The 26,703-nt window shown below is 71.0% G+C and carries 29 protein-coding genes; 5 read left to right on the top strand and 24 right to left on the bottom strand.

The features are described 5' to 3' along the window. Positions 1–3 precede the first annotated feature (3 nt). On the top strand, positions 4–903 hold the full coding sequence (locus GUY59_RS00575) for a hypothetical protein (protein ID WP_138198622.1): 900 nt from the start codon (positions 4–6) through the stop codon (positions 901–903). On the opposite strand, the gene GUY59_RS50450 is transcribed toward GUY59_RS00575, so the two are convergent. Both GUY59_RS50450 and GUY59_RS00565 read right to left on the bottom strand, forming a co-directional pair. Continuing rightward, positions 852–2,198: an O-antigen ligase family protein gene (locus tag GUY59_RS50450; RefSeq protein WP_138198623.1), complete on the bottom strand. Its 1,347-nt coding sequence runs from the start codon at positions 2,196–2,198 to the stop codon at positions 852–854. The two genes, GUY59_RS00575 and GUY59_RS50450, sit on opposite strands and share 52 nt — an antisense overlap. Positions 2,199–2,201: 3 nt before the next feature. Then, the gene (locus GUY59_RS00565; RefSeq protein ID WP_138198624.1) at positions 2,202–2,942 is read right to left on the bottom strand and encodes a hypothetical protein; all 741 of its coding nucleotides are present in this window, start codon (positions 2,940–2,942) and stop codon (positions 2,202–2,204) included. Between the two features lie 131 nt (positions 2,943–3,073). Between GUY59_RS00565 and GUY59_RS00560 the strand changes: the two genes are divergently transcribed. Beyond that, positions 3,074–3,946, top strand: coding sequence for a DUF6492 family protein (locus GUY59_RS00560; RefSeq protein ID WP_138198625.1), 873 nt, complete (start codon positions 3,074–3,076; stop codon positions 3,944–3,946). On the opposite strand, the gene GUY59_RS00555 is transcribed toward GUY59_RS00560, so the two are convergent. The 9 genes from GUY59_RS00555 to GUY59_RS00515 form a co-directional block, all read right to left on the bottom strand. Beyond that, positions 3,925–4,743 carry a hypothetical protein gene (locus GUY59_RS00555; RefSeq protein WP_138198626.1) on the bottom strand — a complete coding sequence of 273 codons (819 nt, stop codon included), beginning with the start codon at positions 4,741–4,743 and terminating at the stop codon, positions 3,925–3,927. The genes GUY59_RS00560 and GUY59_RS00555 overlap by 22 nt on opposite strands. A gap of 76 nt (positions 4,744–4,819) precedes the next feature. Further along, the gene (locus GUY59_RS00550) at positions 4,820–5,707 is read right to left on the bottom strand and encodes a glycosyltransferase family 2 protein (protein ID WP_138198627.1); all 888 of its coding nucleotides are present in this window, start codon (positions 5,705–5,707) and stop codon (positions 4,820–4,822) included. Further along, positions 5,694–7,142 (bottom strand): oligosaccharide flippase family protein, encoded by a 1,449-nt coding sequence (locus tag GUY59_RS00545; RefSeq protein WP_252374792.1) that lies wholly within the window; start codon positions 7,140–7,142, stop codon positions 5,694–5,696. The genes GUY59_RS00550 and GUY59_RS00545 overlap by 14 nt, the downstream gene beginning before the upstream one ends. Next, entirely contained in the window at positions 7,139–8,107 is a 969-nt protein-coding gene (locus GUY59_RS00540) for a hypothetical protein (protein WP_138198628.1), read from the bottom strand. The genes GUY59_RS00545 and GUY59_RS00540 overlap by 4 nt, the downstream gene beginning before the upstream one ends. After that, entirely contained in the window at positions 8,104–9,369 is a 1,266-nt protein-coding gene (locus GUY59_RS00535) for a DUF4910 domain-containing protein (protein WP_212746124.1), read from the bottom strand. The genes GUY59_RS00540 and GUY59_RS00535 overlap by 4 nt, the downstream gene beginning before the upstream one ends. After that, on the bottom strand, positions 9,366–10,385 hold the full coding sequence (locus GUY59_RS00530; RefSeq protein ID WP_138198630.1) for an NAD-dependent epimerase/dehydratase family protein: 1,020 nt from the start codon (positions 10,383–10,385) through the stop codon (positions 9,366–9,368). The genes GUY59_RS00535 and GUY59_RS00530 overlap by 4 nt, the downstream gene beginning before the upstream one ends. A 6-nt stretch (positions 10,386–10,391) precedes the next feature. Continuing rightward, on the bottom strand, positions 10,392–11,042 hold the full coding sequence (locus GUY59_RS00525; protein ID WP_138198631.1) for a PIG-L deacetylase family protein: 651 nt from the start codon (positions 11,040–11,042) through the stop codon (positions 10,392–10,394). Next, entirely contained in the window at positions 11,039–11,818 is a 780-nt protein-coding gene (locus tag GUY59_RS00520) for a glucose-1-phosphate cytidylyltransferase (RefSeq protein ID WP_138198632.1), read from the bottom strand. Before GUY59_RS00520 ends, GUY59_RS00525 begins: the two co-directional genes overlap by 4 nt. Continuing rightward, positions 11,815–13,026 carry a class I SAM-dependent methyltransferase gene (locus GUY59_RS00515; protein WP_138198633.1) on the bottom strand — a complete coding sequence of 404 codons (1,212 nt, stop codon included), beginning with the start codon at positions 13,024–13,026 and terminating at the stop codon, positions 11,815–11,817. The genes GUY59_RS00520 and GUY59_RS00515 overlap by 4 nt, the downstream gene beginning before the upstream one ends. Before the next feature lie 44 nt (positions 13,027–13,070). Between GUY59_RS00515 and GUY59_RS00510 the strand changes: the two genes are divergently transcribed. Next, entirely contained in the window at positions 13,071–13,649 is a 579-nt protein-coding gene (locus GUY59_RS00510; RefSeq protein ID WP_138198634.1) for a dTDP-4-dehydrorhamnose 3,5-epimerase family protein, read from the top strand. On the opposite strand, the gene rfbD is transcribed toward GUY59_RS00510, so the two are convergent. The 13 genes from rfbD to GUY59_RS00445 all read right to left on the bottom strand — a co-directional run bounded on the left by rfbD (position 13,631) and on the right by GUY59_RS00445 (position 24,535). After that, the gene (gene rfbD, locus GUY59_RS00505; RefSeq protein WP_138198635.1) at positions 13,631–14,488 is read right to left on the bottom strand and encodes a dTDP-4-dehydrorhamnose reductase; all 858 of its coding nucleotides are present in this window, start codon (positions 14,486–14,488) and stop codon (positions 13,631–13,633) included. The two genes, GUY59_RS00510 and rfbD, sit on opposite strands and share 19 nt — an antisense overlap. An 11-nt stretch (positions 14,489–14,499) precedes the next feature. Further along, the gene (gene rfbB, locus GUY59_RS00500) at positions 14,500–15,423 is read right to left on the bottom strand and encodes a dTDP-glucose 4,6-dehydratase (RefSeq protein ID WP_138198636.1); all 924 of its coding nucleotides are present in this window, start codon (positions 15,421–15,423) and stop codon (positions 14,500–14,502) included. Further along, on the bottom strand, positions 15,420–16,487 hold the full coding sequence (locus GUY59_RS00495; RefSeq protein WP_138198637.1) for a glucose-1-phosphate thymidylyltransferase: 1,068 nt from the start codon (positions 16,485–16,487) through the stop codon (positions 15,420–15,422). Before GUY59_RS00495 ends, rfbB begins: the two co-directional genes overlap by 4 nt. A 2-nt stretch (positions 16,488–16,489) precedes the next feature. Beyond that, complete coding sequence (locus GUY59_RS00490; RefSeq protein ID WP_138198638.1) at positions 16,490–17,944, bottom strand: sugar transferase; 1,455 nt, start codon at positions 17,942–17,944, stop codon at positions 16,490–16,492. Between the two features lie 236 nt (positions 17,945–18,180). Next, complete coding sequence (locus tag GUY59_RS00485) at positions 18,181–18,531, bottom strand: hypothetical protein (RefSeq protein WP_138198639.1); 351 nt, start codon at positions 18,529–18,531, stop codon at positions 18,181–18,183. 194 nt (positions 18,532–18,725) lie between these two features. Beyond that, on the bottom strand, positions 18,726–19,355 hold the full coding sequence (locus GUY59_RS00480; protein WP_132329201.1) for a GntR family transcriptional regulator: 630 nt from the start codon (positions 19,353–19,355) through the stop codon (positions 18,726–18,728). Then, complete coding sequence (locus GUY59_RS00475) at positions 19,352–20,224, bottom strand: DMT family transporter (RefSeq protein WP_138198640.1); 873 nt, start codon at positions 20,222–20,224, stop codon at positions 19,352–19,354. Before GUY59_RS00475 ends, GUY59_RS00480 begins: the two co-directional genes overlap by 4 nt. Positions 20,225–20,253: 29 nt before the next feature. After that, entirely contained in the window at positions 20,254–20,631 is a 378-nt protein-coding gene (locus GUY59_RS00470; RefSeq protein ID WP_138198641.1) for a hypothetical protein, read from the bottom strand. A gap of 162 nt (positions 20,632–20,793) precedes the next feature. Further along, entirely contained in the window at positions 20,794–21,288 is a 495-nt protein-coding gene (locus tag GUY59_RS00465; RefSeq protein ID WP_138198642.1) for a GNAT family N-acetyltransferase, read from the bottom strand. Positions 21,289–21,297: 9 nt separating this feature from the next. Continuing rightward, entirely contained in the window at positions 21,298–21,669 is a 372-nt protein-coding gene (locus GUY59_RS00460; RefSeq protein WP_138198643.1) for an MmcQ/YjbR family DNA-binding protein, read from the bottom strand. A gap of 66 nt (positions 21,670–21,735) precedes the next feature. Then, positions 21,736–22,155: a VOC family protein gene (locus GUY59_RS00455; RefSeq protein WP_138198644.1), complete on the bottom strand. Its 420-nt coding sequence runs from the start codon at positions 22,153–22,155 to the stop codon at positions 21,736–21,738. A 291-nt stretch (positions 22,156–22,446) separates the two neighbouring features. Continuing rightward, positions 22,447–23,205 (bottom strand): class I SAM-dependent DNA methyltransferase, encoded by a 759-nt coding sequence (locus GUY59_RS00450; protein WP_138198645.1) that lies wholly within the window; start codon positions 23,203–23,205, stop codon positions 22,447–22,449. A gap of 118 nt (positions 23,206–23,323) precedes the next feature. Further along, positions 23,324–24,535 (bottom strand): cytochrome P450, encoded by a 1,212-nt coding sequence (locus GUY59_RS00445; RefSeq protein WP_138198646.1) that lies wholly within the window; start codon positions 24,533–24,535, stop codon positions 23,324–23,326. Between the two features lie 76 nt (positions 24,536–24,611). On the opposite strand from GUY59_RS00445, the gene GUY59_RS00440 reads away from it, so the two are divergent. Together GUY59_RS00440 and GUY59_RS00435 are read left to right on the top strand one after the other, a co-directional pair. After that, on the top strand, positions 24,612–25,244 hold the full coding sequence (locus tag GUY59_RS00440; protein WP_138198647.1) for a TetR/AcrR family transcriptional regulator: 633 nt from the start codon (positions 24,612–24,614) through the stop codon (positions 25,242–25,244). Between the two features lie 138 nt (positions 25,245–25,382). Then, positions 25,383–26,576: an ROK family transcriptional regulator gene (locus GUY59_RS00435; protein ID WP_138198648.1), complete on the top strand. Its 1,194-nt coding sequence runs from the start codon at positions 25,383–25,385 to the stop codon at positions 26,574–26,576. Positions 26,577–26,703 lie beyond the last annotated feature (127 nt).

The raw sequence follows: 26,703 nt of genomic DNA, 5'->3' as shown, positions 1-26,703 counted from the left end.
ACGATGCGCGGACCTCTCAGCCTGCTGGCGGCCGTCGCGGTGCTGGCCACGGCCTGCCAAGCCGCACCCGCCGAGCAGCCGACGCCGAGCCCCTCCCCCAAGCCGAGCATCACCAGGGCCGACGGCTCGTCCTGCCCCGACCATCCCACCCCGGCCTGCACGGGGGCGCCCCGCGGGGTCAAGCTGGCCAGGGTCGGGCTCGACACGGAGAACGTCGCCTACCGCGTCAGGAAGCCCGGCACCGTGCTCGACGGCGTCCACGTGCCCGGCCATCTGCTGATCCACGCCGACGACGTCACCGTCAGGAACAGCGTGATCGACGGCGACGTGATCAACTCCGACGGCCCCGAGTCGTTCCGGTTCACCATCACCGACACCACGGTGGGCACCACCGGCAAGTGCGAGCCGCTGCCCGGGGTCGGCTACGACAAGTACAGGGCCACCAGGGTGCTGGTGCAGGGGCACAGCGACGGCTTCCGGGTCTCCGGCGACGACGTCGAGATCCGCGACTCGTTCGTGAAGCTCTGCTCCAACCCCGGCGACCATTCGGACGGCATCCAGGCCTACAACGGCGGCAAGGGGCTGCTGTTCCACCACAACACCGTCGACCAGCGCGAGGCCCGGCACATCACCGCGCCCATCTTCCTGGTGGACGAGAAGTCGCGGGACGTGGTCGTCACCGACAACCTCATCATGGGCGGCACGTTCAGCCTCCAGGTGCGCAACGCCCGCGGCAGGCAGGTCGTGCGCGGCAACAAGCTGGTCGACAAGTCGTGGGTGTACGGGCCTGTCGACTCCGAGTGCGGCGGGACGGAGTGGTCCGGCAACGAGCTGGTCACCATCGACGAGAGCTATCGGATCACCTCGATCGTCGGCCCGCTGGTCTGCGAGGGTGAGAGCTGATCGGCCCGCGCGGCCCGCAGCAGGGCGCCGGCCGCGCCGACCAGCACGAAAGCGATCCCGGTCACGGTCGCGAACGACAGCAGGTCGAAGGTGAACGACCCGGCGAGCGGCACGAGCAGGCAGGCGGCGACCGTGAGCCCGAGGTCGCGGTCGCCGGGGTCGGCGCTCAGGTGCCGGGCCCTCAGCGCCGCGTAGCAGGCCACCAGGAACACCGACGTGTACGCCACGGTGCCGACGAGCCCGGTCTCCACCATCGACAGGATGTACTGGTTGTCGAAGATCTGGTGCTTGGGGGCGTACCACGTGCCGAGGCCGCGGCCGAGCCAGAAGTGCCGGCCGATCTCCTGCCCGGCGACGGCGTAGTCGTGCGTCCTGTACTGGATGCTCTCGTCGTTGCCGAGGTCGGTGAACAGCCCGGCGATGGCCCCGAGCAGGCCCGGCACCGCGACCCAGACGACCGCCATGAACCCCGCCGCCGCGAGCAGCGCCCGCGGCCGCCGCCGCGCGGGCCAGCCGACGATCAGCACGAGGCCTGCCACGAACAGGCTCAGCATGGCCGAGCGCGACACCGAGAACATCAGGCCGAACCCGATGAGCAGCGTGCACGCCCACCAGCGCAGGGCCGGCTCGGCGCGCGTGCGGGCTTTGACGGCGTAGTGGGCGGCCAGCGGGAGCAGCATGGCGCAGGTGACGCCGAACTCGATGGGGTGTCCGGTGGTGGCCGCGACACGGCGCAGGTCGGCCCGTTCGAGGACGAACGAGTCCCCCTCGGTGCTGTAGCGCAGGATCGGCAGCTCCATGAACCTGGTCAGGTCCACCGAGAACAGGAACTGGAAGGCGCCGACCACCGAGATGACCGCGCCCGCCACCACCAGCGTCTTCAGCACGAGGTCGAGCCGGCGCAGACCCCGCACGCCGTCGCAGACCGTGAGCGCGATGCCGACGATCGCGATCACCAGCACGAAGGAGTGGTCGCTCAGGTTCAGCTCGTCGGAGTCCATGTACCCGTACGTGGTGAACCCGAAGGTCGCCAGCATCGCGGTGAAGTAGGCGAACAGCACCGTACGCACGGGGTTGCGCCCCTTGGCGGCGCCCAGGGTGAGGGTGAGCTGCGCGCACAACCACAGCAGCGCCGCCGCCAGGCTCACCACGTTCGCGGGGGTGAGCGAGAGCGGCAGGTACTTCAGCACCAGCCGGGCGGGCACGATCAGCAGCACCACGGCGAAGACGGCGGCGACGGTGGCGCCGTCGGCGCGCCCCTGCCGCGGCGGGGCGCCGGGCGTCGCGGCGGCCACCGGCTACGACCCCGGTTCCCCGGCCGCGACGAGCTCCTGCTCGCCGCCCTCGGGCTCGTCCCGCCTGCGCCGGGTTCCCGGCAGCCCGGGGAAACCGGCCCTGCGCGCCGCTGAGAGGCTCTCCGCGGCGAACGCGGCGCACAGGGCGGCGATCAGCCCCAGACCGAGCGCGGCGGCTGCGGAGCGCAGCCTCCTGCCCTCTTGCGGCACGGGTGTGGTGGGCGGCACCGTCTGGCTGATCGTGATGTAGGTCTCGGGTGGCGCCTGCACCTGCCGCTGACGTACGTCGAGCTCCCGCTCGACCCGCTCGATGACCTCGCGGGCCATCCGCGTGGCCGCCTCGGGCGTGCGGCTCTCCCCTTCGACGAAGACGAGCGGGCCGGTCGCCAGCGACTCCAGGTTGTTGGTGCCGTTGGTGACCGCGTACGTGGTGTCGCCGTCGGGGCGCACGCCCATCTCGGTCACCATGTCGGGCGTGCTCATGACGTTGATCAGCATCGACGCGGCCACGTCGAGCCCGTGGTCGAAGTTGAGCAGCGGGTTGACCTGCGGGACGGGCTGGTCGGGGTCGGGTGGCACGGTCCCGCCGCTGGTCGGCGCGGTGAGCACGAGGACCGCTGAGACCGTGTAGGCGACGGGGATCGTGGAGTATGCGTAGACGGCGCCGCCGACGGCCAGCAGGAAGGCCGGAACGGCGACGAACCACCGTCGCGCCAGGACGAGGACGGTCCCCCAGAAATCCACGTGCCCTCCCTGCGAGTCCTGCCTCATGGATGTCGCCGCGAATGGGGTGGAGCGTTACATGAACCGTGTAACACCACCTCTGGCTCCCCGATAAGGGGAAGGCAGGGGCGTTTCGCGAGGGGAGCCGAGCCGTGAGCAAGCTGGCGGTCATCACCCCGTCCTACGCCCCGGACGCCGCTCTCTTCGCCGACCTGCACCGGTCCGTACTCCGGCACACGTCGGACGACACCGTCCACCACGTCTTCGTGCCCGCCCGCGACCGGCAGGTCTTCGCCGGGTTCGAGGGTCCGCGCTGCCGCCTGTGGGTGCGCTCGGAGCTGCTGCCCCGCAGGTACGTCCGCGTGCCCTTCACCGACGTGTACGTCAACCGCCGCCGCCCGTGGCCCCCGCTGCGCGGCTGGGTCATGCAGCAGACCGTCAAGATCGCCTCGGCCGGCCTGATCGACGCCGACGCCCTGCTCATCGTCGACTCCGACGCCGTACTGGTCCGGCCGACCGGGGTCGAGTCGTTCAGCATGGACGGGCGGCTCTGCCTCCACCGGGTCGAGAACGCCGTGACCGCCGACATGGAGCGGCACCTCCTGTGGCACCGGGTCGCCCGCGAGCTGCTCGGCCTGCCACCACCGCCGCCACCGCCGCTGCCCGACTACGTGACCGCGCTGACGTTCTGGGACCCGCGGATCGTGCTCGCCATGCGCCGCCGCATCACCGAGGTCACCGGGCGCGACTGGCTCGACGCGTTCAACGGACGGCTGCACGTCTCGGAGTTCGTCCTGTACGGCGTGTTCGTCGACGAGGTGCTGAAGTCGTCGCCGCCGATCAACACGACGATCTGCCACCTGAGCTACCACCACGAGCCCTGGGACGAAGCCCAGGCGGTCGCCTTCGCCGACCGGCTGCCGCCCGAGGCGGTGGGCATGATGATCTCCGCCAAGTCGAACACCCCGCACGAGGCCAGGACGGCCGCGATCCGGCGGTGCGCTCAGGTCGTCGACTCGACCTGAGCGTCCTCCCGCTCCGCCGCGGGAGCGGCCTCCGGCCAGGGCTCGGGTTCCGGCTTCCTGCCCTCCTCGGGCTCCCGCTCCTGCCCTGGCTCCGGCTCGTGCTCCTGCGGCTCGGGCTCCGGCTGAGGGCCGGGGCCGCCCGCGCGGCGGGCGGCGCGCAGGCGCTGGACGCCGTACGCCACGCCGAGCCCTGCCACCACCCCGAGCAGGCCGCCCGAGGCCGCGCCCAGCAGGCGGTCCGTCACGACGAGCCGGGGCGCCGACGCGGGCATCACGTCGAGGATGCCGATGTGCGTGCTCACCGGCGCGCCCAGCGCCGTCTGCCGCTTGGCCAGCTCCACCCTGATGCGCAGCTTCGCCTTGCGCATGACCTCCGTGACCACGGCAGGAGACGTGCTCTCCACCTCGACGTAGACGAACGGCCCGTTGGTGCTGATGCCGAGCAGGTCCGGGTTGGTACGGCCGTCGTTGACGGTCAGGACGGTCGGGCCGTCCTCCGTCACGCCCAGCTCGGCCGCGACCTCCGGCGTGTTGGTGGACAGGATGAGGATGCCCGCGGTCGTCCGCAGGGCGTCGTTGAACTGCAGCAGCGGATTGGTCAGCCCGAGCCGCTGCTGGGGACCGGTCTCCAGTGTCCCGCCCGTGGCCGGCACGGTGAGCACCATGGAGGCGGTGGAGACGTAGCGGCTCGGGACCAGGAAGTACGCGGCCAGGGCGAGCCCGATCGCGACGACGGCGACCGGCGGCCCGATCGCCTTCTTCCTGACCAGACCCCAGACGGTTGTCCAGAAGCGCACTATTTCCGCCTCCGTCGACTTTTGTAACGATGCAAAGTGGAAATCGCCCTTGTCATGAACGCCGTTACACCAGCGGCTACGTCGGCCGGGCCATGGACAGCAGCTTGCGGCTGCGGTGGGCGATCGTGCGGCGCTGGCGGCGAGCGTACATGCGCAGCACCCCGGCGCGCGCCCGGCGGCGATCGTCGTCGGCGAGTCCGGCGTCGCGCACCCATCTGAGCAGTTCCCTGCACTGCAGCGTGTTGGCCGCGTGCGACTGCCAGGACGGCACGTCGAGGCGGCGGGCCAGGCCGGAGATGCGCTCCAGCCGCCAGTTGCGGTGCGACAGCACCTCGGGCACGTGCGCCCACGGGCCGGCCAGCGCCAGCTTGGCGGCGAACACCTCGTCCTCGCGCAACATGTTCCTGCGCGGGATGCCGACCGCCGGTTCGCGGCGCAGCAGGCCGTAGAGCGGGTCGATCAGGAACGGGCTCTCGTTGAGCAGCCTCAGCATCTCGGTGAAGCGTTCCACCGGGTCGTCGGAGCCGAGGCCCCCGCCTTCATGCGGGCCCTCGTAGGCCGCGGTGGTGACCGTACCGTCCGGCCGGCTGTAGGAGACCTGGTTGGTGACGAGGATGAGCCGCTCGTCGGACGCGAACGCCGCCATCGCGCGCGAGACGCACGCGGGCTGGAGCCGGTCGTCGTCGCCGATCCACCGTACGTACGCGCCGCGCGAGATCCGCGCCGCGTGCGTGAAGTTGGCGAGCAGGCCGACGTTGTGCGGATGCCGGTGGTAGACGATCCTGCGCTCGCCGGCCGCCAGGTCGCGGCAGAGCTCCTCGGTGCCGTCCGTGGAGGCGTTGTCGGAGATGACCAACTCGATGCGCGGGTAGTCCTGGGCCAGCACCGAACCGATGACGCCTTCGAGCCGGTCGGCGCCGTTGCGCACGGGCAGGGCGATCGAGACGAGTTCAGGTTCCCGCATGTGCTCTCCCTTGACGTACGAGTCGCTGTAGCGCGGCGCGCGGCACCGCGACGAGCACGAACACCAGCAGCCCCGCGCCTCCCGCCACGCACAGCTCGGCGAACGGGCCGTCCACGGCCGCGGCCGACCCGGCCATGACGAGGCCGGCCGGCACGGCCGCCGCAAGCGGCCTGGCCAGTCCCGCCCCGAACAGCCGCAGCGGCACGCCGGACCGGTGCAGCGCCGCCGCCAGCAGCGGCAGCGCCACCACCACGGCGATGACCGCGTGCGCCACGGCGGCGCCCTCGATGCCTCCGATCCTGGCGCCCGCCATGAGCGCGGGCACGAGCGTGAACGCCCAGGCCAGGTTCACCCACATGGGCGCCCTGGTCGCGCCGGTCGAGGCCAGGACGTCGGTGATGAGCAGGGTCAGCATGCGCACGGCCATCACGATCGCCAGGAAGCGCAGCACCCCGGCCGACGGCGACCAGCGTGCGCCGTACAGGAACTCCACGAGCGCGGGGGCGAGCACGCCCATGGTCACCGCGACCGGCAGCACCAGCGTGGCCAGCAGCGGCACCGCCTGCCGTACGCCCGCCCGCAGCGGCTCGTCGCCCTCCTCGGCCAGGCGGGAGAAGCTGGGCAGGGCCACGTAGCGGATGGCCGTGCCGATGAGCCCGGGCACCCAGCTGGAGATGTTGTAGGCCAGCAGGTAGAAGCCGAGCAGCGCCGGTCCGAGCACGTCGCCGACGATGACGGCGTCCACGTTCAGCAGCAGCCCTTCGACGCCGAGGCCGGCGCAGAGCGGCAGCCCGAACCGCAGCAGCCGGGCGGCCACCGCGCGGTCGAAGCCGAGCTCGATCCTGACCGCGGCCAAGACGACCACCAGCACGCCGGTGAGCGCGGCCCCGCTGAGCTGGCCCCACGCGAAGCTGTAGGCCCCTGAGCCGTTCGCGGCCAGGGTGATGGAGACGCCGGCGTTGGCGGCGAACCCGGCGAGGTTGGCCCAGGCCAGCTTGTCCTGCCGGAACGTGCGCATCAGCGCGGCGCTGCGGACCGCGGTCAGCCCGTAGACGAGGTTGGTGGCCATGAGGATGCGGATCACCCAGGTGGCGTCGTCGCTGCCGGCCAGCCGGGCGTAGAACGGCGCGATGACCCAGAACAGCGCGTACAGGCCGGCGCTGGACAGGATGGCCACCACCGTGGCCGTGGGCGCGACCTCCTCCAGCCTGCCGCGCCACTGCACGGTCGCGGAGATCACTCCGGCGTCGTTGATGTAGATGACGAACTGGGTGGCCGCCAGGGCGATGGCGAACACGCCGAAGTCCTCGGGCACCAGCAGCCGGGCCAGGACGAGGCTCATCACGAACGAGCCCGCCTTCATGACGAGGTTGCCGAGCAGGCTCCAGCGCAGCCCGCGCCCCGCCTTCCTGCCGATCTCGCCGACCTCGCTCACCGGCCGTCACCGTCGCCCGGCGGCACCCTCTCCAGCCAGATCTCCCGCCAGAACGGTACGAACTCGCGCGGGCAGCTCGCGTTGTAGACACCCTCGCAGACGAGGTCGTCGAGGACGATGCACGGGCTCTTCATGCTGAGCATGCGGCCGGTCCTCTCGTCGAGGCAGCGCTCCACCCTGGCGCGCACCCGCGCGGTCCTGCCGCAGTAGCGGGCCATCTCCTCCTCGAAGCCCAGCCCGCGGTTGAGCAGGCTGTCGTTGAGCGTGTCGAGGATCTCCTCCTTCGGCCTGACCCTGACCAGCTCTCCCGGTTTCAGGTCCAGCTTCTCCGTCGGGGTGACCCGGCCCGCCCGTCCCTCGACGAAGCCCCAGCGCAGCCCGCGCCTGAACCACAGGCGTCGCGGCAGGACCTTCTTGCTGAACTCCTGGAACCGGTTGAACAGCCCGACGAGGAAGGTGCGTACCACCGAGGCCACGCCGGCGTTGCCGCTGCGCACGTCGGTGACGTACTGGCCGAGGTCGCGGAACGGCAGGCAGGTGGGCGCCGCCCTGAGCAGTTCGGTGGCCTGGCAGGAGTAGTGGTCGGCGTCCTTGCGGGTGCGGGCCAGCAGCAGCGGCAGCAGCGCCGGCTCGGGCTCGGGAGCGGCCTGCGGCTCGTCCGGGTCCACCCGTCTGAGCCAGGCCTCCTTCCAGTACAGCGAGCAGGCCGTCTGGCAGCCGCCGTGCGCCTCGCCGTCGCAGCGTGCCCCGGTCAGGTGGACGGCCCGTTCCATCCGGCGCATGCCGCTGCGGCTGATCGTGTCGCACAGTTTGTGCGCGACCTTGTGCACGGTCATCCGCCGGCCGCAGAAGCGCGCCATCTCCGGCATGAACGGCAGGCTCTCCAGCTCACCCCGCTCGTCCAGCGTGGCGAGGATTTCGGCCTCGCTGCGCACCTCGACGAGATCGCCCACCCGCAGGTTCACGCGCCCTCCCTCTTCAGCAGCCCCGCCGCCTCCAGCGCCTGCGCCGCTTCCGCCACCGCGCGGAAGGGCAGGCCGGACCGGTCGGCGACGTCCAGCAGGCAGTGCGCGCCGTCCGACAGGTTCAGCACCCACAACATCGCCATCTGCGCCTGTTTCGTGTCACTCCGGCCGCCGATCGATCCGTACAGGCCGCGCCGGCCCAGCTGCGGCTCGCCGTACGGGCTGAGGTTCAGGTAGCGGCCGTCGCCCTCCAGCACCTCCACCGCCGACCACAGCGCCTCCAGCGTGTCGGCCATGGACTCCGGCGAGACGAAGTCCAGGTCGTCGCCCGAGGTGTGGTATTCGGGGTAGCCGGCGTACGGCGTCCTGGTGAGGCTGCCGACGGGCAGGTCGAAGCCGGGCGAGCAGTACTGGCGCTCGTCGTAGCCGTACGGTGAGAAGTCCGTGATCGTGTGCGGCCGTTCCCGCAGCACGTGCGCCATCACCCGGTCGATGCCGGCGTCCCCGCGCCTGCTGCGTTTGTAGGTCAGCGGGCCGCGGTCGCCGGCGCAGGCCAGCGTGAGGCCGTGCCTGACCCTGGAGACGCGCTCGCGGTTGCGCGCCAGCCACGTGATGGCCCCGATCGTGCCGGGCGCGAACACGAAGCGGTAGGTCAGGCGCGGCCGCTCCAGCCGGGAGGCCAGCGCGGTCGCCACGGCGAGCCCGGCGAGGTTGTCGTTGGCCAGCGACGGGTGGCACGTGTGGCACGAGATGAGCACCTCGTCCGTCGTCCGTCCGCGTACGACGTGCTCGGCGTACGTCAGGTGCCCGTCGGCCAGCGTCGAGTCGATCACCACCTTGTACGGCCCCTCGCCGAGGCCGTCGAGCGTGCGCTGACTGAGGCAGAACCCCCACGTCTCGGCGTAGTAGGCGGTCCGGTAGGGGACCAGGCCGGGCTGCTCGGGCAGCGTGTGCAGGTGGGGCCGTAGCTCCGCCAGCGTCATCGTGGCCGACACGGGGACGCTGTAGCCGACGACGTGCAGATTGGAGCGCCGGAAGTCGACGACCCTCGCGCCGTCCGCGTCCATGACGTAGGCGTCGCGGACGTTCCACTCCTTGGGGACCGCCCAGTCGAGCACCTGCGTGCCCGTCGGGACCTCGTGCACGTCCAGGTCGAGGTGTTCGGCGAGGATGCCGAGCGTGGCGCGCACCCCGTCGCCCGTGATGGAACGGCACAGCGGGTAGAGCCGCGCCACCAGGGCGTGCATCTCCTCTCCCGTCACGGCCTCAGCTCCGCGGTGACCGTGCCGCTCGACCGCCGCTCGGCCAGCCATGCGAGCCTGGTGAACCGCTCGCGGAAGTCGGCCTGCGTCAGCCCGTAGGTCCGGTAGGCCTCGGCCAGTTCGACCGCGCCCGCCTTCACCGTCCAGCGGGCGTGGAAACCCGGCAGCGCCTGCCTGATCCGCGAGAAGTCCACCCGGTACGAGCGCGGGTCGGCCCCGGTCTCGCCCGTGATGAGCAGCCGCGATCCCGGCACCGCCTCCACGACGTGCCCGGCGATGCCGGCGACGGTGAGGTTGTTCTGCTCGCCGCCGACGTTGAACGCTTTGGCGTGCACGGCCTCGCGTGGCGCGTCGAGCATGGCGGCGAAGGCGTCGGCGATGTCGGCCACGTGCACCAGCGGCCGCCACGGGGTGCCGTCGGACAACACGCGCACCTCGCCGGTCAGGTGGGCGTGGCCGACGAGGTTGTTGAGCACGATGTCGGCCCGCAGCCGCGGCGAGAACCCGAACGCGGTCGCGTTGCGCAGGAACACGGGTGTGAAGTCGTCGTCGGCCAGCTCCAGCAGCTCGTCCTCGACCCGCACTTTCGACTCCGCGTACGGGGTCACGGGCCGCAGCGGGGCGTCCTCGCCGAGCAGGTCGTCCCCACCGGAGGCGCCGTACACCGAGCAGGTGGAGGCGTACAGGAAACGGCGCACGCCGACGTCGCGGGCGAGCCTGGCCAGGCGTACGGAGGCGTGGTGGTTGATGGAGTAGGTCAGCTCGGGCGAGAGCGCGCCGAGCGGGTCGTTGGAGAGCGCGGCCAGGTGGATGACCGCGTCGACGCCTTCGAGCAGTTCCGCGCGTACGTCTCGCAGGTCGGCGCGGTGGCCCGGCGGGTCGGCGGGCGGGGGACCGAGCACGCAGCGGGCGAACAACCCGGAGTCCAGGCCCGTCACGTCGTGACCGGCCGTGGCCAGCCGCCCGGCCATGACGGTGCCGAGGTAGCCCTGGTGCCCGGTGAGCAGGACACGCATGTCGTTTCAGCCTCCAGCTAGGTCGAGCGAGATCTTGTCGAGGTAGAAGGCCTCGGCGTAGCGTGCGTGACACTGAACGCCGCGGACCCTGGCCATACCGAGGAACGCCTCCCTGTCGAACCAGGTGCGCCGGCGTTGTGACGGGTAGTGCTCCCACAGCAGGGCGACCTTGCGTTCGGCGAGCGCGAGGTCGAGCGGCTGGTACGCGTGGGGGCGGCCGAGATCGCCGTCCCATTTGAGGATCTCGTAGCCGAGCGCGAGGTGGTCTCGGAAGGCGGTGGGCACCAGCCGGGCCAGGCCTCTGTGGTCCTGGTGGGCGTCGCCGGCGTGGGGCGCGAGGATCAGGTCGGGTTCGGTGCGCAGACGCAGCTCCTCGACCGCCGTCTTGGCCTCGTCCCAGTGGGCGGGCAGCCGTCCGTCGGGCACCTTGGCCACCGTGATCCGCAGGTCGGCGCCGGGGCAGAAGGCGGCGAGCGCCGTGCGCTCCTCGCGCTCGCGATCGGTGCCGCCGCCCGACAACACCAGGACGTCGACCTGCACGCCGGGGTGGGAGGTGCAGACGGCGAGCAGGGTGCCGCCCGCGCCGATGGCGATGTCGTCGCAGTGCGCGGCGAGCGCGGCGATCCTGCGCAGTCCGGTGGGGATGAGCCGTTTCATGCTGTGCGCTCCCACAACGCCCACGGGCGGTCGCCGCGCGAGTAGGCGCGGTCGAGCTCCAGCCGCTGGTTGACGGTGTCGGTGGGCCGCCAGTAGCCGCGGTACGGGTAGGCGAGCAGCCGTCCGCGTTTGGCCAGCTCCCTGCACCCGTCGACGAGCAGGTCACCGTTCTCGGGGATGTGGTCGAAGACCTCCTGCCGTAACACGAAATATCCGCCGTTGACCCAGAGCGGCATTTCGGTGACCGCGGTGATCTGGTCCACCAACCCGTCCGGCGTGATCCCGACGCAGTGGAAGGTGCCCGGCGGCGGCACGGCCATCAGCGAGCCGCCCGCGTCCGACCTGGCGAACCTGTCGATGATCTCCGGCAGCGGCGCATCCGTGAGCACGTCCGCGTAGTTCGCCAGGAACATCTCGTCGCCGCCGAGGTGGTCGCGCACCCGGCGCAGCCGCTCGCCGATCGACGACTCGATCCCGGTGTGCACGAAGGAGACCGTCCAGTCGGAGATGTCGTTGCCCAGCAGCTCGATGTCGCCGCCGCGCAACACGAAGTCGTTGGACGCGGTCTCCTCGTACGTCAGGAAGAAGCTCTTGATGTGCTCGGCGCCGTACCCCAGGCAGAGCACGAACTCCTTGTGACCGAAGTGCGCGTAGTAGCGCATGACGTGCCAGAGCAGCGGCCTCGGGCCGACGAGCTGCATGGGCTTGGGCACGTCGCCCGGCGCCCCGGTGCGCATGCGGGTGCCGTGTCCGCCGCAGAAGAGGACGACCTTCACACGACCTCCAACGTGGGGATGGGGAAGACCAGTCGGCCACCCCAGTCATGGACGTACGACAGCTGCTCGACCAGCTCCTCGCGCAGGTTCCACGGCAGGACGAGCACGTAGTCCGGCCGGTCGGCGGCGATCCGGCCGGTCGGGAGGATCGGGATGCGGGCGCCGGGCGTGAACTTGCCGTGCTTGTACGGGTTGCGGTCCACCGTGTACGCGAGCAGGTCCGGCCGTACGCCGCAGTGGTTGAGCAGCGTGTTGCCCTTGCCGGGAGCGCCGTACCCGACCACGGTCCGGCCCGATTCGGCGGCGTCTATGAGGAAGCGCAGCAGGTCACGCCGGACCCCGGCCACCCGCCCCGCGAACTCGGCGTAGCCGGAGATCTCGTGCAGCCCGGCCGCCTTCTCCAGGGCCAGGACGTCGGCCACCCGCGGCGACGGCGCACTCCCGTACTCCGAGGGCCTGGCCCACAGGCGGATGGAGCCGCCGTGGGTCTCCAGCAGTTCGACGTCCACCACCGCCAGGCCGCCGCTCGCCAGCGCCCGCCGCGCCGACGCGACGGTGTAGTACTGGAAGTGCTCGTGGTAGATCGTGTCGTACTGGTTGCGCTCGATCAGCGTGAGCAGGTGCTGCACCTCGACGGAGACCATGCCGTCGTCGGCGACCAGCGTGCGCAGCCCCTCGGTGAAGCCGATCACGTCGGGGATGTGCGCGTAGACGTTGTTGGCCACGACGAGGTCCGCGCGCCCGTGCTCCCGCACGATCGCCCGCGCGCTCTCCGGCGTGAGGAACGCCGTCACCGTCGGCACGCCGCGCTCCCTGGCCGCCGCGCCGACGTTCACCGACGGCTCGACGCCGAGGCAGCGCACACCCCGCTCGACCACGTGGCGGAGCAGGTAGCCGTCGTTGCTGGCCACCTCCACCACGAAGGAGTCCGGCTTCAGGTCGAGCCCTGCGACGAAGGCCCTGGCGTGCTCCACCCACGAGGTGGAGTAGGAGGAGAAGTAGGCGTAGTCGGTGAAGGTCTCCTCGGGGGAGATCAGCGGCGGGATCTGCGCCAGCCAGCACGACGTGCACACGCGCAGCCGCAGCGGATAGGTGACCTCCGGCTCGTCGAGCTGACCGGTGGTGAGGACGCGTTCGCATGGGGGCGTCGCCCCCAGGTCCACGACACCGGTCATGTCGGTGGAACCGCATAAACGGCAAGGTGTCATTCGTACGCTCCGATGGCAGATTTCTCGTTGGTACTGTGCGGGCCATGGATCCCCTCGGCATCGACGGAGCGTGGGTGCACACGCCGCGCGTCCACACCGACTCCCGTGGCTCGTTCCTCGAGGCGTTCCGCCCGGCCGGCCTGCCGCGGCGCTTCGACGTCGCCCAGGTCAACTGCTCGGTCTCCGGCCGCGGGGTGCTGCGGGGTGTGCACTTCGCCGACGTGCCGCCCGGCCAGGCGAAGTACGTGATGTGCGTGTCCGGCAGCGTCCTCGACGTGGTCGTCGACCTGCGGACCGGATCGCCCACGTTCGGCCGCTGGGAGGCGCGCACGCTCGACGACCGCGCACGCCGCGGCATGCTGATCGCCGAAGGACTCGGGCACGCGTTCATGGCGCTGAGCGAGCAGGCCACGGTGGTCTACCTGTGCTCGCAGCCGTACGCGCCCGGCCGCGAGCACGGGGTCCACCCGCTCGACCCGGCCCTCGCCATCACCTGGCCGGCCGGCGTCGAGCCCGTGCTGTCCGACAAGGACGCCAGGGCGCCCTCGCTCGACGAGGCACTCGCGGGCGGGCTGCTGCCGGATCACCGCGCGTGCCAGGAGTTCTACGCCACGTTGCATTGAGGCCCCGCCTTCGCGGCGATGACCGGCCAGGCCGCGTGCAGCGCCGCCCGCCAGTGGCGCAGCGGCTCGGCTTTCGTGCAGGCGAGCACGCTGCTGGCCGGGCGCCGCGCTGGCCGGGGCCAGGCGGTGCTGGCGACCGGCCGCACCCTCCCGGGGTCCGCGCCGAGCAGCGTGAAGACCTCCTTGGCCAGGCCGTACCACGTCGTCTCGCCCGAGCAGACGCCGTGGTAGACGCCCGGCGGCAGGTCCGACCGGGCCAGCCGTACGAGGAAGTCGGCCAGGTCGGCGGCCCACGTCGGCTGCCCGCGCTGGTCGTCGACCACGTCGACGAACGGGCGCTCACCGGAAAGCCTGATCATGGTCCGGACGAAGTCGGCGCCGGTCGCGCCGTACAACCACGCGGTCCGTACGACGTAGTGGCCGTGCTCCAGCGCCGCGCGCTCCCCCGCCAGCTTCGTGCGCCCGTAGGCGTTGACCGGCCCGGTGGGCGCGTCCTCCCGGTACGCCGCCGCGCTCGCGCCGTCGAAGACGTAGTCGGTCGAGACGTGCACCAGCCGCGCCCCGGTCAGGTCGCACGCCTCGGCCAGCCAGCGCACCGCGTGCCCGTTGATCGCCAGCGCCTCCGCCTCACGCGACTCGGCCTCGTCCACGGCGGTCCAGGCGGCGCAGTTGATCACCGCTCGGGGCCGGTAGGCGCGCACGAAGTCGCGTACCGCGCTCCGGTCGCGCAGGTCGAGCTCGCTGCGGGCGAGCGCGAGCACCGGGTCGCCGGTCAGCGCCGTACGGTCGAGCACGTCGGTGGCGAGCATGCCGCCCGCGCCCGTGATGAGCCATCTCATGGCGCCTCCCGTCAGGCCGTCCACCAGCCGCGGTGTTCGGCGTACCAGCGCACGGTGTCCTTCAGCCCCTGCTCGAACGTGATCTCCGGCCGGTAGCCCAGCGCGCGCAGCTTCGTGTCGTCGAGGGAGTACCGGCGGTCGTGGCCCTTGCGGTCCTCGACGTACTCGACCAGGTCCCAGCCCCGGCCGCAGGCCTCCAGCAGAAGGCCGGTCAGCTCCAGGTTGCTCAGTTCGGCCGTGCCCGCGATGTGGTAGACCTCGCCGGGCCGGCCCTTCTCCATGACCAGCCGGATGCCGGCGCAGTGGTCCTGGACGTGGATCCAGTCGCGCACGTTGCCGCCGTCGCCGTAGAGCGGGACGGTCGCGCCGCGCAGCAGCCGCGTGACGAACAGCGGGATGATCTTCTCGGGATACTGGCGGGGGCCGTAGTTGTTGCCGCAGCGGGTGATGGAGACGTCCAGTCCGTACGTCGTCGCGTAGGAGAGGGCGATCAGGTCGGCGCTCGCCTTGGAGGCCGCGTACGGCGAACGCGGCGCCGGCGGCGCGTCCTCGGTCCAGGAGCCCGACTCGATCGTGCCGTACACCTCGTCGGTCGACACCTGCACCACCTTCGCCACCCCGGCCTCCAGGCAGGCCTGCAGCAGCGTCTGCGTGCCCAGCACGTTGGTGCGCACGAACTCGGCCGCCTCCACGATCGACCGGTCCACGTGGGACTCTGCGGCGAAGTTGACCACCACGTCGTGACCGGGCACGACCTCGGACAGCAGGCGGGCGTCGCACACGTCGCCGTGCACGAACGTGTGCCGCGCCCCGTCGAGGTTGGCTCGGCTTCCCGCGTAGGTGAGCTTGTCCAGCACCGTCACGTCCGCGGCGTCGAGGCCGTGCGCGAAGTGGGAGCCGATGAACCCCGCGCCGCCCGTCACCAGAATTCTCATGAGTGGATCTGCACCTTGCTGTGATCGCCCAGCACGAGGCGGTGGGCTCGGGGGGTGTGGGGCGCTGGGGTGACCTCGACGTCGTGGCCGATCAGCGACCACTCGATCCGGCCCACCCCGGCGATGGAGGCCCTGGGCAACACGATCGAGTATTCGATCTCGCTGCCGGTGACCGTGCAGGACGCGCCGATGGAGGTGAACGGGCCGACGTAGCTGTCGCTGATGCGTGCGCCGGCGCCGATGATCACGGGGCCGACCACCCGCGAACGTTCGACGACCGCGCCCGGCTCGACCACGACCCGGCCCACGAGGTCGCTGGCCGCGTCGACGTGCCCGCTCACGCGCGGCTCCACCGACTCCAGGACCAGCCGGTTGACCTCCAGCATGTCGGTCACGTCGCCCGTGTCCTTCCAGTAGCCGGTGATCACGGAGGACTCGACGCGCAGCCCCGCCTCGATCAGCCACTGGATGGCGTCGGTGATCTCCAGCTCGCCCCGCCACGACGGCTTCAACTCCGCCACCGCCGCGTGCACGGCCGGGCTGAACAGGTAGACGCCGACCAGCGCCAGGTCGCTCTTCGGCCGCGCGGGCTTCTCCTCCAGGCCGATGACCCGTCCCTCGGAGTCCAGCTCGGCCACGCCGAACTGGCGCGGGTCCGCGACCTCGGTGAGCATGATCTGGGCGGCGGGCCGCTCCCGGGCGAACCGGGCCACCAGGTCGGTGATGCCGCCCACGATGAAGTTGTCGCCCAGGTACATGACGAAGTCGTCGTCGCCCAGGAAGTCGCGGGCGATGAGCACGCCGTGGGCGAGCCCGAGCGGCGCCTCCTGCCGCAGGTACGTCACCTGCAGCCCGAACGCCGAGCCGTCGCCCACGGCCGCCTCGATCTCGGCCTGGGTGTCGCCGACCACCATGCCGAGCTCGGTGACGCCCGCCGCCGCGATCGCCTCCAGGCCGTAGAACAGGACCGGTTTGCCGGCGACCGGCACGAGTTGCTTGGCCGAGGTGTGCGTGATGGGCCGCAGCCGTGTGCCCGACCCTCCGGCGAGCACGAGTGCTTTCACTGCTAGTAAGCCCCTTCTCCACGGGTCACGACGGACCAGGTCTTCCAGAGAATCTGCAGGTCGAGGATGAGCGACCAATTCTCCACATAGCGCAGGTCGAGGCGTACGGACTCCTCCCACGTCAGGTCGGAGCGGCCGCTGACCTGCCAGAGCCCGGTCATGCCCGGTTTGACGACCAGGCGGCGGCGGACGTCGGCGCCGTACTTGCCCACCTCTTCGGGCAGCGGCGGGCGGGGGCCGACGAGGGACATCTCGCCGCGGATGACGTTGAGCAGCTGGGGCAGCTCGTCGAGCGAGTATTTGCGCAGAAAGGCGCCTACGCGGGTGACCCTTGGATCGTTCCTAATCTTGAAGAGCACCCCGTCGAACTCGTTCGCGTCGAGTAGGTCGCGCTTGCGCTGCTCCGCATCAACCACCATCGTACGAAATTTCACGACGCGGAATTCTTTGCCGCCTTTGCCGACCCTGACCTGGAAGAACAGCGCCGGCCCCGGGCTCGTCAGCCGGATCACCAGCGCGATCCCCAGCAGCGGCAGGGCGAGCAGCAGCAGCGCGGTCCCCGCCACGAGCCGGTCGAACACGGTCTTGACGAGCTGCTTCGTACCGTCGAACTCCGGATGCTCCACGTGCAGCAGCGGCATCCCCGCCACCGGCCTGATGCTGATGCGCGGCCCCGCCACGTCGAGCAGCGCGGGCGCGACGAACAGATCGGTACGCGCGGTCTCCAGGCTCCAGGCCAGCCGGCGCAGCGCCGCTCCGTCCAGCTCCGGGCAGGCCAGCACGGCCACGGCGTCGGCCTTCTCCCGCTCCACCACGTTCGCCACGTCGTCGAACGACCCCAGCACGGGGACACCGTCCAGGTCGACGTCCCTGCCGCCCTCGGGAAGGCAGGCTCCCACCACCCGCATCCCGTGGTAGGGCTGGCGCCTGAACTGCATCACCAGGTCGAGAATCGACTCCCGGTGCCCGACCGCGACCACCTGGCGCATGTAGTCGCCCACCGCTCTTCTCCGGTGGAGACGTTTACGCATGCGATAGCGGAAATAGAGGGTGGCGAGCAGCGCCAGCGGCAACATCGCCATGACGAAACTGCGGGCGATCGTGGTCTGCGTCGCGTAGGCCATGATGGCGACCGTGGCCATCAGCCCGGCGCCGCCGTTGAAGACCGCCTTGAACTCCTCCGTGCCCTCGCCGTTGGCGCGCTGGCGGTAGGCGCCGCCCATCATGAGCGCGATCGGCCAGGCGACCACGAGGCCGAATCCCAGCAGATATTCGGCCGGCGGTACGTACACGCCGGCGACGAGCCGGACACCCAGCACGCAGACGCACGCGAGCAGCACGCACACCATGTCGCCGGACAACAGACGCCGCAGGTACGCCCGCGTCCAGATGCTGGACGCACGGCGCGGCACGGCCTCGAGGAGCACGACAGCGGACTCCCCAGTCCCCACCCTCATAGCACCACCCGATACTCGATGCACCGTTCCCTTGCATGGGTTGGCAAGTCCCACGAACATTCAAGGGCGGCGGCCCCCACTAAAGATTAAAGATCAATTCGAGAAGGGGGAATAACGGTATATGTCCACAATCGGACGATTGTTGAGCAGGGCGAGGGCTTGACGGAACGGTCCAGGAGTGGCAGCGCCGATGAAGTGTGAACGACATTTCGTGAAAGGTCGGCGGACCGTACGGGCTAGTCGTACTCCAGGTCCGGCAGCGCGGACGGCGGGTCCGGGCTGCGCCACACGACCACCACCCCGTCGCGCGTGGAGTCCGCGGCCAGGGTCAGCCGGTCGAGATCGAAGTCCGGCAGGTAGCGCAGGCGGGCGAGAAAGGAGGCGTCCGTGGCCGAACGCGGCACGACACAGCCCTCGCCATCGCGGTCGAGCAGAATGTAGAGGACGTCCTCGCCGGCTTCCGTGACGACACGGACCTCCACGACGTCCTCCCAGGCGAGGGCCTCGACACTACCGTCAGCGTAGTGACGGGTGACGCCCTCTTCCGTGACGTACACGTAGGAGTCCGGCATCGCATTGCCGTGCATGGGCGCGATTCTTGCGAGTTCAGGGGTGCTCCCGCAAGGGTTCGTACGCAATGGGGCCTTTGCCGGCACGCTGTCGCCGCCACGGGTGGCGCTTCAGCGGCTCGTCAAAGGCGTCTCAGCGGCGTTTCAACGACTTCTCAGTGGCGTCGCAGTAGGTCGCAGTGGCTTCGCGGTGGCTTCGTCACAGTGGCTTCTCAGTGGTGACCGACGCCCCACGAGTGGCTGAGATGCGCCGCCGCCGCGGCACGCGCCGCGTCGGGCGGGCCCTCGGCGATCGCGTCGAGCAGCTCGCGGTGCTCGCGGACCAGCACCTCCCGGTCCTCGTAGACCTCGCGCAGCCGGACCAGGCCGAGCCTCGTCTCGGCGGCCAGGGCGCCGTAGAGGCGTTCGAGCCGCGGGCTCCCGACCGCCTCGATCAGCGCCTGGTGCAGCGCCATGTGCTCGGCCACGCTCTCCGACCACGGCGCGGCGGCCGGGAGGTCGGCCATCCGGCGCAGGGCCGCGTCGGCCTCCGGCACCCGCCGGCCGGCCACCGCCTGGGCCATCAGGTCCTCCAGCGGGCGCCGGACGTACATGAGGTCGTCGAGATCGGAGAGCGTCACTTCGGGGACGTAGGCGCTGCGGTTGCGCTCGCGCCTGAGCAGGCCCTCGTGCACCAGCGTCGCCAGCGCCTCACGCACGGTCGGCCTGGCCACGCCGTACGACGCGGCGAGCTCCTGCTCGGGCAGCGAGGTGCCGGGCGCGATCTCGCCGGAGAGCACCCTGCTGCGCAGGGCGTCGGCGAGCGCGCCCACGGTTGAGACGGGTCTGAGCGGCAACGTCACGGCTGCGACTCTAACGCCCTTTCCCGCGTTCGTTCCGGTACGGCCACCACGACGAGGCTCAGGGCCAGCAGCACCAGCCCCGCGACCGACACCGGGGCCAGCCGCTCGCCCAGCACGACCAGGCCGAGCAGCGCCGCGACGGCCGGCTCGGCCAGCGCCAGCGTGGCGGCGGTGGCCACGGGGGTGCTGCGCAGGCCCCGGCCGTACAGGAAGTAGGACAGCGCGGTGGTGCCGAGGCCGAGGTAGAGCACGGCGGCCAGCCCGCGCGGCTCCCCCAGCCAGGCGACCCCGTTCGCCAGCAGGATGGGCAGCATGACCACCGCCGACCCGCCGAACATCACCCCCATCACGGCGTCCGACCTGGCCCCCCGGCCGATCTCCCTGGCCGCCATGACGGCGTAGAAGGCGTACAGCAGCCCGCCCAGCAGCGCGAGCAGCACCCCCGACACCACCTCCCCACCCGCCTGCGTCCCGCCTCCGACGATCAGTGCGGCCGACCCGCAGATGGCCGCCGTGGTCGCCGCGGTCCAGCGCCCGCTCGGCCGTCGGCCGTGCATGAGCCAGGAGAGCAGCCCGGTGAAGACGGGCCCGCTGCCGATCGCGACCACCGTGCCGATCGCCACTCCGGTGCGGGCGACCGCCGCGAAGTAGCAGAGCTGGTACGCGGCCACCGCGGCGGCGCCCAGCAGGAGGGCTGGCCTGATCGTGTCCCTGAGGCCGGCTCCGGCGTAGAGGGCGAGTGCCGTGCCCCCGATGACGAGCCGGGCGGCGGCCAGGGCCACGGAGTCGGCGGAGACGAGCAGGCCGGCCGTGCCCGCCGTACCCCACAGCACGGAGGCGCCCACGACGGCGAGCGGTCCATTCCTCATGACCGCCATTGTGCCTTACTGTCTGACAATCAGACAACGTCGTCGAGCAGCCGGTCGATCAGCCGTCTTGCCGGGGCCGCCACCTCTCCCGCGTAGTCGTCGAGCACCGCAAGAGCGTCGCCGAGATCGGGCACGCTCTTGCGCGGCAGGTCGAGCAGGGACTCACCCTCCGCCGTGATCTCACCTGTCACGTGGAAGGCACCGTCCGCGGCGGCGATGGACACCTCGAACCGCATCTCGCGGCCGTCGGGCAGGGTGAAGGTGGCGCCGGTCCTCGCGCCCGCGGGAGGAAAGAAGTAGGAGAAGCGCTCGCTCCTCACGAAAGGATGATGTAACTCCGCAAGGATCTCCGACGCCCGGCTGAGGGCCGCCAGCAGCCCGGCCGCCGCCAGACTCTCGCTGTCCACCCTGCCCAGGGTAGATCAGCCCGCCCGTCACTGGCCAGGCACGCCGGAGCCGGGCGGGCTCAGCGGTCCGTGGCGGCCGGAATGACGGGCGGGCTCACCGGTCGGTGGCGGCCGGAATGACGGCGGGCTCACCGGTCGGTCGCGGGCGGAGTGACGGCGGGCTCAGCGGTCGGTCGCGAGTCGGGCGTGGCGTTCGACGTCGTAGCGGACGCCCTCGTAGCAGAGCTTGCCGCGCTCAATCCCCTCCGGGAGGAAGCCCGCCTTGGTGGCGACCCGGCACGAGGCCGGGTTGTTGGTGCGGTGCCCCAGCTCCAGCCGGTAGAGGCCGCGCTCGGCGAACGCCCACCGGGCCAGCTCGCCGGTGGCCGCCGTCGCGACGCCCAGCCCCCTGAACGCGGGCACCACCCAATAGGACACCCACCCGTTGTCGTGGGCGTCGATCCCGACGACCGCGACGTTGCCCGCGACCTGCTCGCCGACCGTGACGGCGAAGGCGTGGCCGACCCCCTTCCAGGAGGCGATCCAGCCCACGGCGTCCTGGAGGGTGACGACGGGCCACGGCGACTGGTGCCGCAGATCGGGGGACTCGAAGGCCTGCAGCACGGCGGGAGCGTCGTCGTCGCACCATTCCCGCAGCCGGATGCTCACATGGGTCACCGCCCGAGATTACCCAGACTGCACCTGTTGCCCGATTTGGTGGGTGGCTTCGAAGTCCGCCACCACCTGCTTCGGCGCGGTCAGGCACCAGGCCTCGGCCACCAGCTCGAACAGTTCGTCGCGGTCGATCTTGTCGAGGTGGACCACCACCCACCCGAACCGCCCGGCCGTGAACTGCACCTCGAACACCTCGGGCCGCTCGGCCACGAGGGCGATCTGCTCCTCGATCGTGGCCTTGAGCCCGACGGTCTCGGTCGCCTCCCACAGGTAGCCGAAGCCTTTGTCACGGACCTTCAGCCCGATCCACTCGCCGCCATGGCTCATCCGGACCTCGGGCAACTCGTCAAGCAACGCGAGGAACTCATCGACGCTCACACCCATGCCGACTGTGTACCAGACGCCGCCGACACTTCACGGCCCCACCGTGCCGCCGCCCCGCGGAAACGATCAATCGTAATAGCGGACTTCCAGCACGTTCCCATCGGGATCGGGAAAGTAAATCGCCTCGGGAGCGATGCCCCGGGCGCCGAAGATGTTGGTCGCGGTGCCGGAGATCTCCACCCCGTGCTGTTTCAAGCGGACCTGGAGGGCGTCGAAATCCTCCCTGCCCACCGACAGGCAGAAATGGTTGATCGGATGCCCGGAGCTGCCCTTCACACCGGTGTGCTCGTCCACCCCTTTTAAGGCGTCGTACGCGATCAGATCGAGGATCGTCTCGGCCGAGATCCGCACGCTGGGAAAAGCCGCCTTTCCATCGCGAAACTCCTCCGTCCGCACCCCGGGCAGCCCGAGCACCTGCTCGTAGAAATGCAGGGACCTTCGCTGGTCGGCAACCCAGCAGACGAGATGGTCAAGGCGCACATCCATGAATACCTCCTGCTCCAATATCGGCCGCCCGCCGCTCCTTGTCCACCTGTTGATCCACCTGTCCGCGACTTTGTGCCTGCGCGAAACACGTGGTTAACGCCGAGTTAGCGGTGATGACCTGCGCGGTTGAGCCGGCTGCGGCATTCTCGCCCACAATGCGGATGTGATGGAGATCATCGCCACCGGGACCAATAATAGTCGCAGGCTTTCCGAATGAGGATGGGACCCCCGTGCGGGCCGGCCCCGCGAAACGGCAGGAGGATCCTCGCGGGACCGGCCGGGGCAGCGGTTCTACGGCAGGCGGTAGACGGAGACGTGCGAACGTGACTCCGCGGTGAACTCGGCACCGGTCCAGTCGGCGTGCCTCGACTCCAGCTCGAACCCGGCCAGCTGCGCCATGAGGTCGAGCTCGGCCGGCCAGATGTAGCGGTGCGGGCTGCGGAACAGCTCGGCCCGCTTGCCCCCGTCGAAGGTGAAGTGGTGCGAGACGACCAGCTGGCGGAGCACGTCGTAGGTGTCGAGGCCGATGTAGCCGGATTCGGCGGTGAAGACCGTCGCCGGCTGGCCGGGCGGCAGCTTGCGCAGTTCGGGCACCCACAACTCGATCACGAACCGGCCGCCGGGCTCCAGGTGGCGGGCGGCATTGCGGAAGCACGCGACCTGTTCGGCCTGGGTGAGCAGGTTGGAGATGGTGTTGAAGACGAGGTAGACGAGGGAGTAGGACCCCGGGGCGGAAGCGGTCGCCATGTCGCCGGCGATCACCGGGATCGTCGCCTCGTCCACCTTGGTACGCAGCTGCTCGATCATCGGCCTCGACAGCTCGATGCCGGTGACCGGCACCCCACACTCGGCGAGTGGCACGCCCACGCGGCCGGTCCCGATGGCGAACTCGAGCGCCCGCCCGCCGCCCGCGAGCTCGGCGAGGCGATCCACGGCCGGCCCCAGCACCTCGGGCGCGAACATGCCGGTGCCCGGCGTGTCGTAGCGCCGGGCCGCCTCGGCGTCCCAGATGCGCTCCTGCGTGAACTCCGGCTCCGCCGCTCCTGTCATGCCGTACGTCCCATCTCACCTGCGGTTGATGATGTGCTCAGGTGACCAACAGTAGGCAGCCCGCGAGCCCGGCGTCGAACAGATTTCCGCCGGGCCGCGGCGCCCTCGGCGGGCGGTGTCAGGCGGGTTCGAAGGCCACCGGGAGCCGGTGCACTCCGTAGATGGCCATGTCGGTCCTCATCGCGAGCTCCTCCTCGGGTACGGCCAGGCGCAGGCCGGGAAAGCGGCGGAACAGCGCCGCGTACGCGACCCGCATCTCGACCCTGGCCAGCTGCTGGCCGAGGCACTGGTGCACCCCGTGGCCGAAGCCCACGTGGCCGGTGGCCGACCTGGTCAGGTCGAGGGTGTCGGGGTCGTCGAACTGTCCGGGGTCGCGGTTGGCCATCGGGATGGAGATCACCACCGTCTGGCCCTTCCTGACGGTCACGCCCTCCAGCTCGACGTCCTCCAGCGCGGTGCGCTGAGCGCCGAACTGGATGATCGACAGGTACCGGAGCAGTTCCTCGACGGCGTTGTCGATCAGCGTGGGGTCGGCGCGCAGGGCGGCGAGCTGGTCAGGATGGCGCAGCAGGGCGTAGGTGCCGAGGGCGATCATGTTGGCGGTCGTCTCGTGCCCGGCGATGAGCAGCACCAGCCCGACGCCGGTGAGCTCCTCGTCGGTCAGGTCGCCGCCGGCGACGAGCGCGCTGAGCAGGTCGTCCCCCGGGTCGGCGCGCTTGGCCGCGACGAGCCGGCGGAAGTATCCGTAGAGGTGGTTCATGGCGGCCATGAACTCCTCCTTGGGCGTGCCCAGGCGGACCATCGTCTCCGTGGTGCCCTGGAACTCCGCGCGGTCGGCGTACGGCACGCCGAGCAGTTCGCAGATCACCAGCGAGGGGATCGGCAGTGAGAAGTGCTGGACCAGGTCGGCCGGGGAGCCCGCCTGCTCCATCGCGTCCAGGCACTCGTCGGCGATCTGCTGGATCCGCGGGGTCAGCCGGTTGAGCCGGCGCACGGTGAAGTGGGCGGTCAGCAGCCTGCGGTAGCGGGTGTGGTCGGGCGGGTCGAGGCGCAGGAACATTCCGGGGAGCATCGGCGCGGCGGGGTCCTCGCCGAGTGAGTGTTCGAAGGGCAGGTGGCGCAGGTCCTGCCGGGCGCTGAAGCGCTGGTCGGCCAGCACGGCACGGGCGAGGTCGCGGCTGGTCGTCACCCAGCCGATGTGACCGTCGGGGAAGCCCAGCGGGTGCAGCGGTCCCTGGGCGGCGAGGTCGCGAAGCGGGGCGGGCGGGTCGAAGGGGTGCTCACGCGCGGTGGGCAGTTGCATGGGGCGGACACCGGGGCCTGCGGTCATGCGACGTCCTCCTAAGTAGAGAGTCTCTACTTTTAGATAATACATACCTTCATACCCTGTCTACTATGCTGAGCGCATGCCGGAGCAGATGGGCTTGCGGGAGCGCAAGAGACGGCGCACACGGCAGACCCTGATCCACACAGGGCTGCGGTTGTTCGCGGAGCGGGGATACGACCAGGCCACCGTGGCCGACATCTGCGCGGCGGCCGAGTTGTCGCCCGCCACGTTCTACAAGCACTTCCCCGCGAAAGAGGACCTCGTCTTCGCCGACTATCCCGAGCGGATCGACGCCATCCGCACGCTGACCTCGGCGCCCCAACCGGGAGAGTCACTGGAGAGCCTGCTGCGGCGGGCCTTCACCATGGTGCTCGAACCGGGGCGGTGGAGCATCGACGCCGACGAGGACGCGGCCGTGATCCGCACACGTCTAGCCCTCACCGTTCCGGCGCTGCGGGCGATCGCGCTGCGCTGGATGTTCGACCTCCAGCACGAGTGGGCGAAGGCGCTGCGCGAGGTGTTCCCCCAACTGGACGACGTCACCGCGCACGCCATCGTCGGAGCCATGGTCGGAGCGCTCGCGAGCGCCGGCCGGGCCTCCATGGAGAACGGGCGGCACGGAGCCGCCCTGATCGAGGACATCACCCGGGCCCTCGACATCGCCATCACCGGACTTCCCCGCCACCTCACGGCCGCGACACAGGAACCCTGACCGCCCCGACGGCGACACCGCGCTCCCCTCCGGCTACACCTGCGCCTGACCCCGTATGACCAGGGTGAGGAGCCGATCGCGGCTGTCCGGAGTATCGTCCACTTCAGCACCCGACGTTCACGATCCGAGAGGTCAAGGTTGCCCCAGGAGGAGATCCGCCGGCACAACGCCGGCACCCTGCTCCGGCACGTACACCTGGGCGGCGCGGTCTCCCGCACGACGCTGGCCGAGCGGATGAGGCTGAACCGCAGCACCATCATGACGCTGACCACGGAGCTCGCCACCGCGGGCCTGGTCCGCGAGGAGCTGCCCGCCGACACCGGGCGGGCCGGCCGGCCGTCGCTGGTGGTCCGCCCCGACTCCGGCCAGGTCTACGTCCTGGCCTTCGACGTGGCCGTGGACCGCCTGGTCGCCGCCCGGGTCGCGCTCGGCGGGACCATGCTGGACCGCAGGGAGGCCGTGCGCCCACGCGCCGGAGCCGACCTCGACCGCGTGGTCGAGGTGCTCGCCCGGTTCGGCCGCCAGTTGCACCGGACGGCCCCTTCGTCCTCCGTGTGCGTCGGCGTCGGCGCGTCCTACTGCGGCATGATCCGGCCCGGCGACGGCATGGTGCGCTTCGGGCCCGACATGGGCTGGGTGGACCAGGCGTTCGGCACCGAGCTGGGCCGCCGGCTGGGGCTCGGCCTGCCGGTGTCCGTGGGCAACGAGGCGCACCTCGGGGCGCTGGCCGAGCAGCTGCGCGGAGCGGGCGCCGGCTTCCAGAACCTCATCTACCTCCACGGGGACGTCGGCGTGGGCGGCGGCATCATCGTGGGCGGAAAACTGCTGGACGGCGACGGCGGCTACGGGTGCGAGCTGGGGCACATGGTGGTGAACCCGTACAACGGGCGCCCCTGCGGGTGCGGCTCACACGGCTGCCTGGAGGCGGAGGTGGGCGAGCGGGCCCTGCTCGACTCGGCGGGCCGGCCCGCCGAGTCGTTCGGGCGCGACGCCGTACGCGCCGTGGTGGACGACGCCGACCGCGGCGACCCCGCGGCCCAGGAGGCGCTGCGCCAGGTCGGCGACTGGCTCGGCATCGGCGTGGCCAACCTCATCAACCTGTTCAACCCCGGCATGGTCGTCTTCGGCGGCATGCTGCGCGACATGTATCCAGGCGCGGCGGCCCAGGTGCGCGCCCGCATCGCCGCCAACGTGCTGCCCGTCGCCCGGGAACGGGTGAGGTTGCGCACCTCGGCGCTGGGGGACGACGCCACCCTGGTCGGCGCCGCCGAACTCGGCTTCTCCGACCTGCTGGCCGACCCGCTGGGCGTGCTCACCCGTATGAGAGGGTGAGCGCCCGCGAGGGTCAGTCGCGAACCAGCCTGACCGTTTCCACCGGCCCGGCGAGGTGTCGGCGTACGAGACGTACGAGGTCGCGGAGTGGACCGACACGGCACCGACCTGAACCAGACCCTGTTCC

Origin of the sequence: Nonomuraea sp. K271 (assembly GCF_009908215.1) — a bacterium.
Classification (GTDB): domain Bacteria; phylum Actinomycetota; class Actinomycetes; order Streptosporangiales; family Streptosporangiaceae; genus Nonomuraea; species Nonomuraea longispora.
Note: the sequence above shows the minus strand (reverse complement) of the source record. Positions and strands in the feature narration are given on the sequence as shown.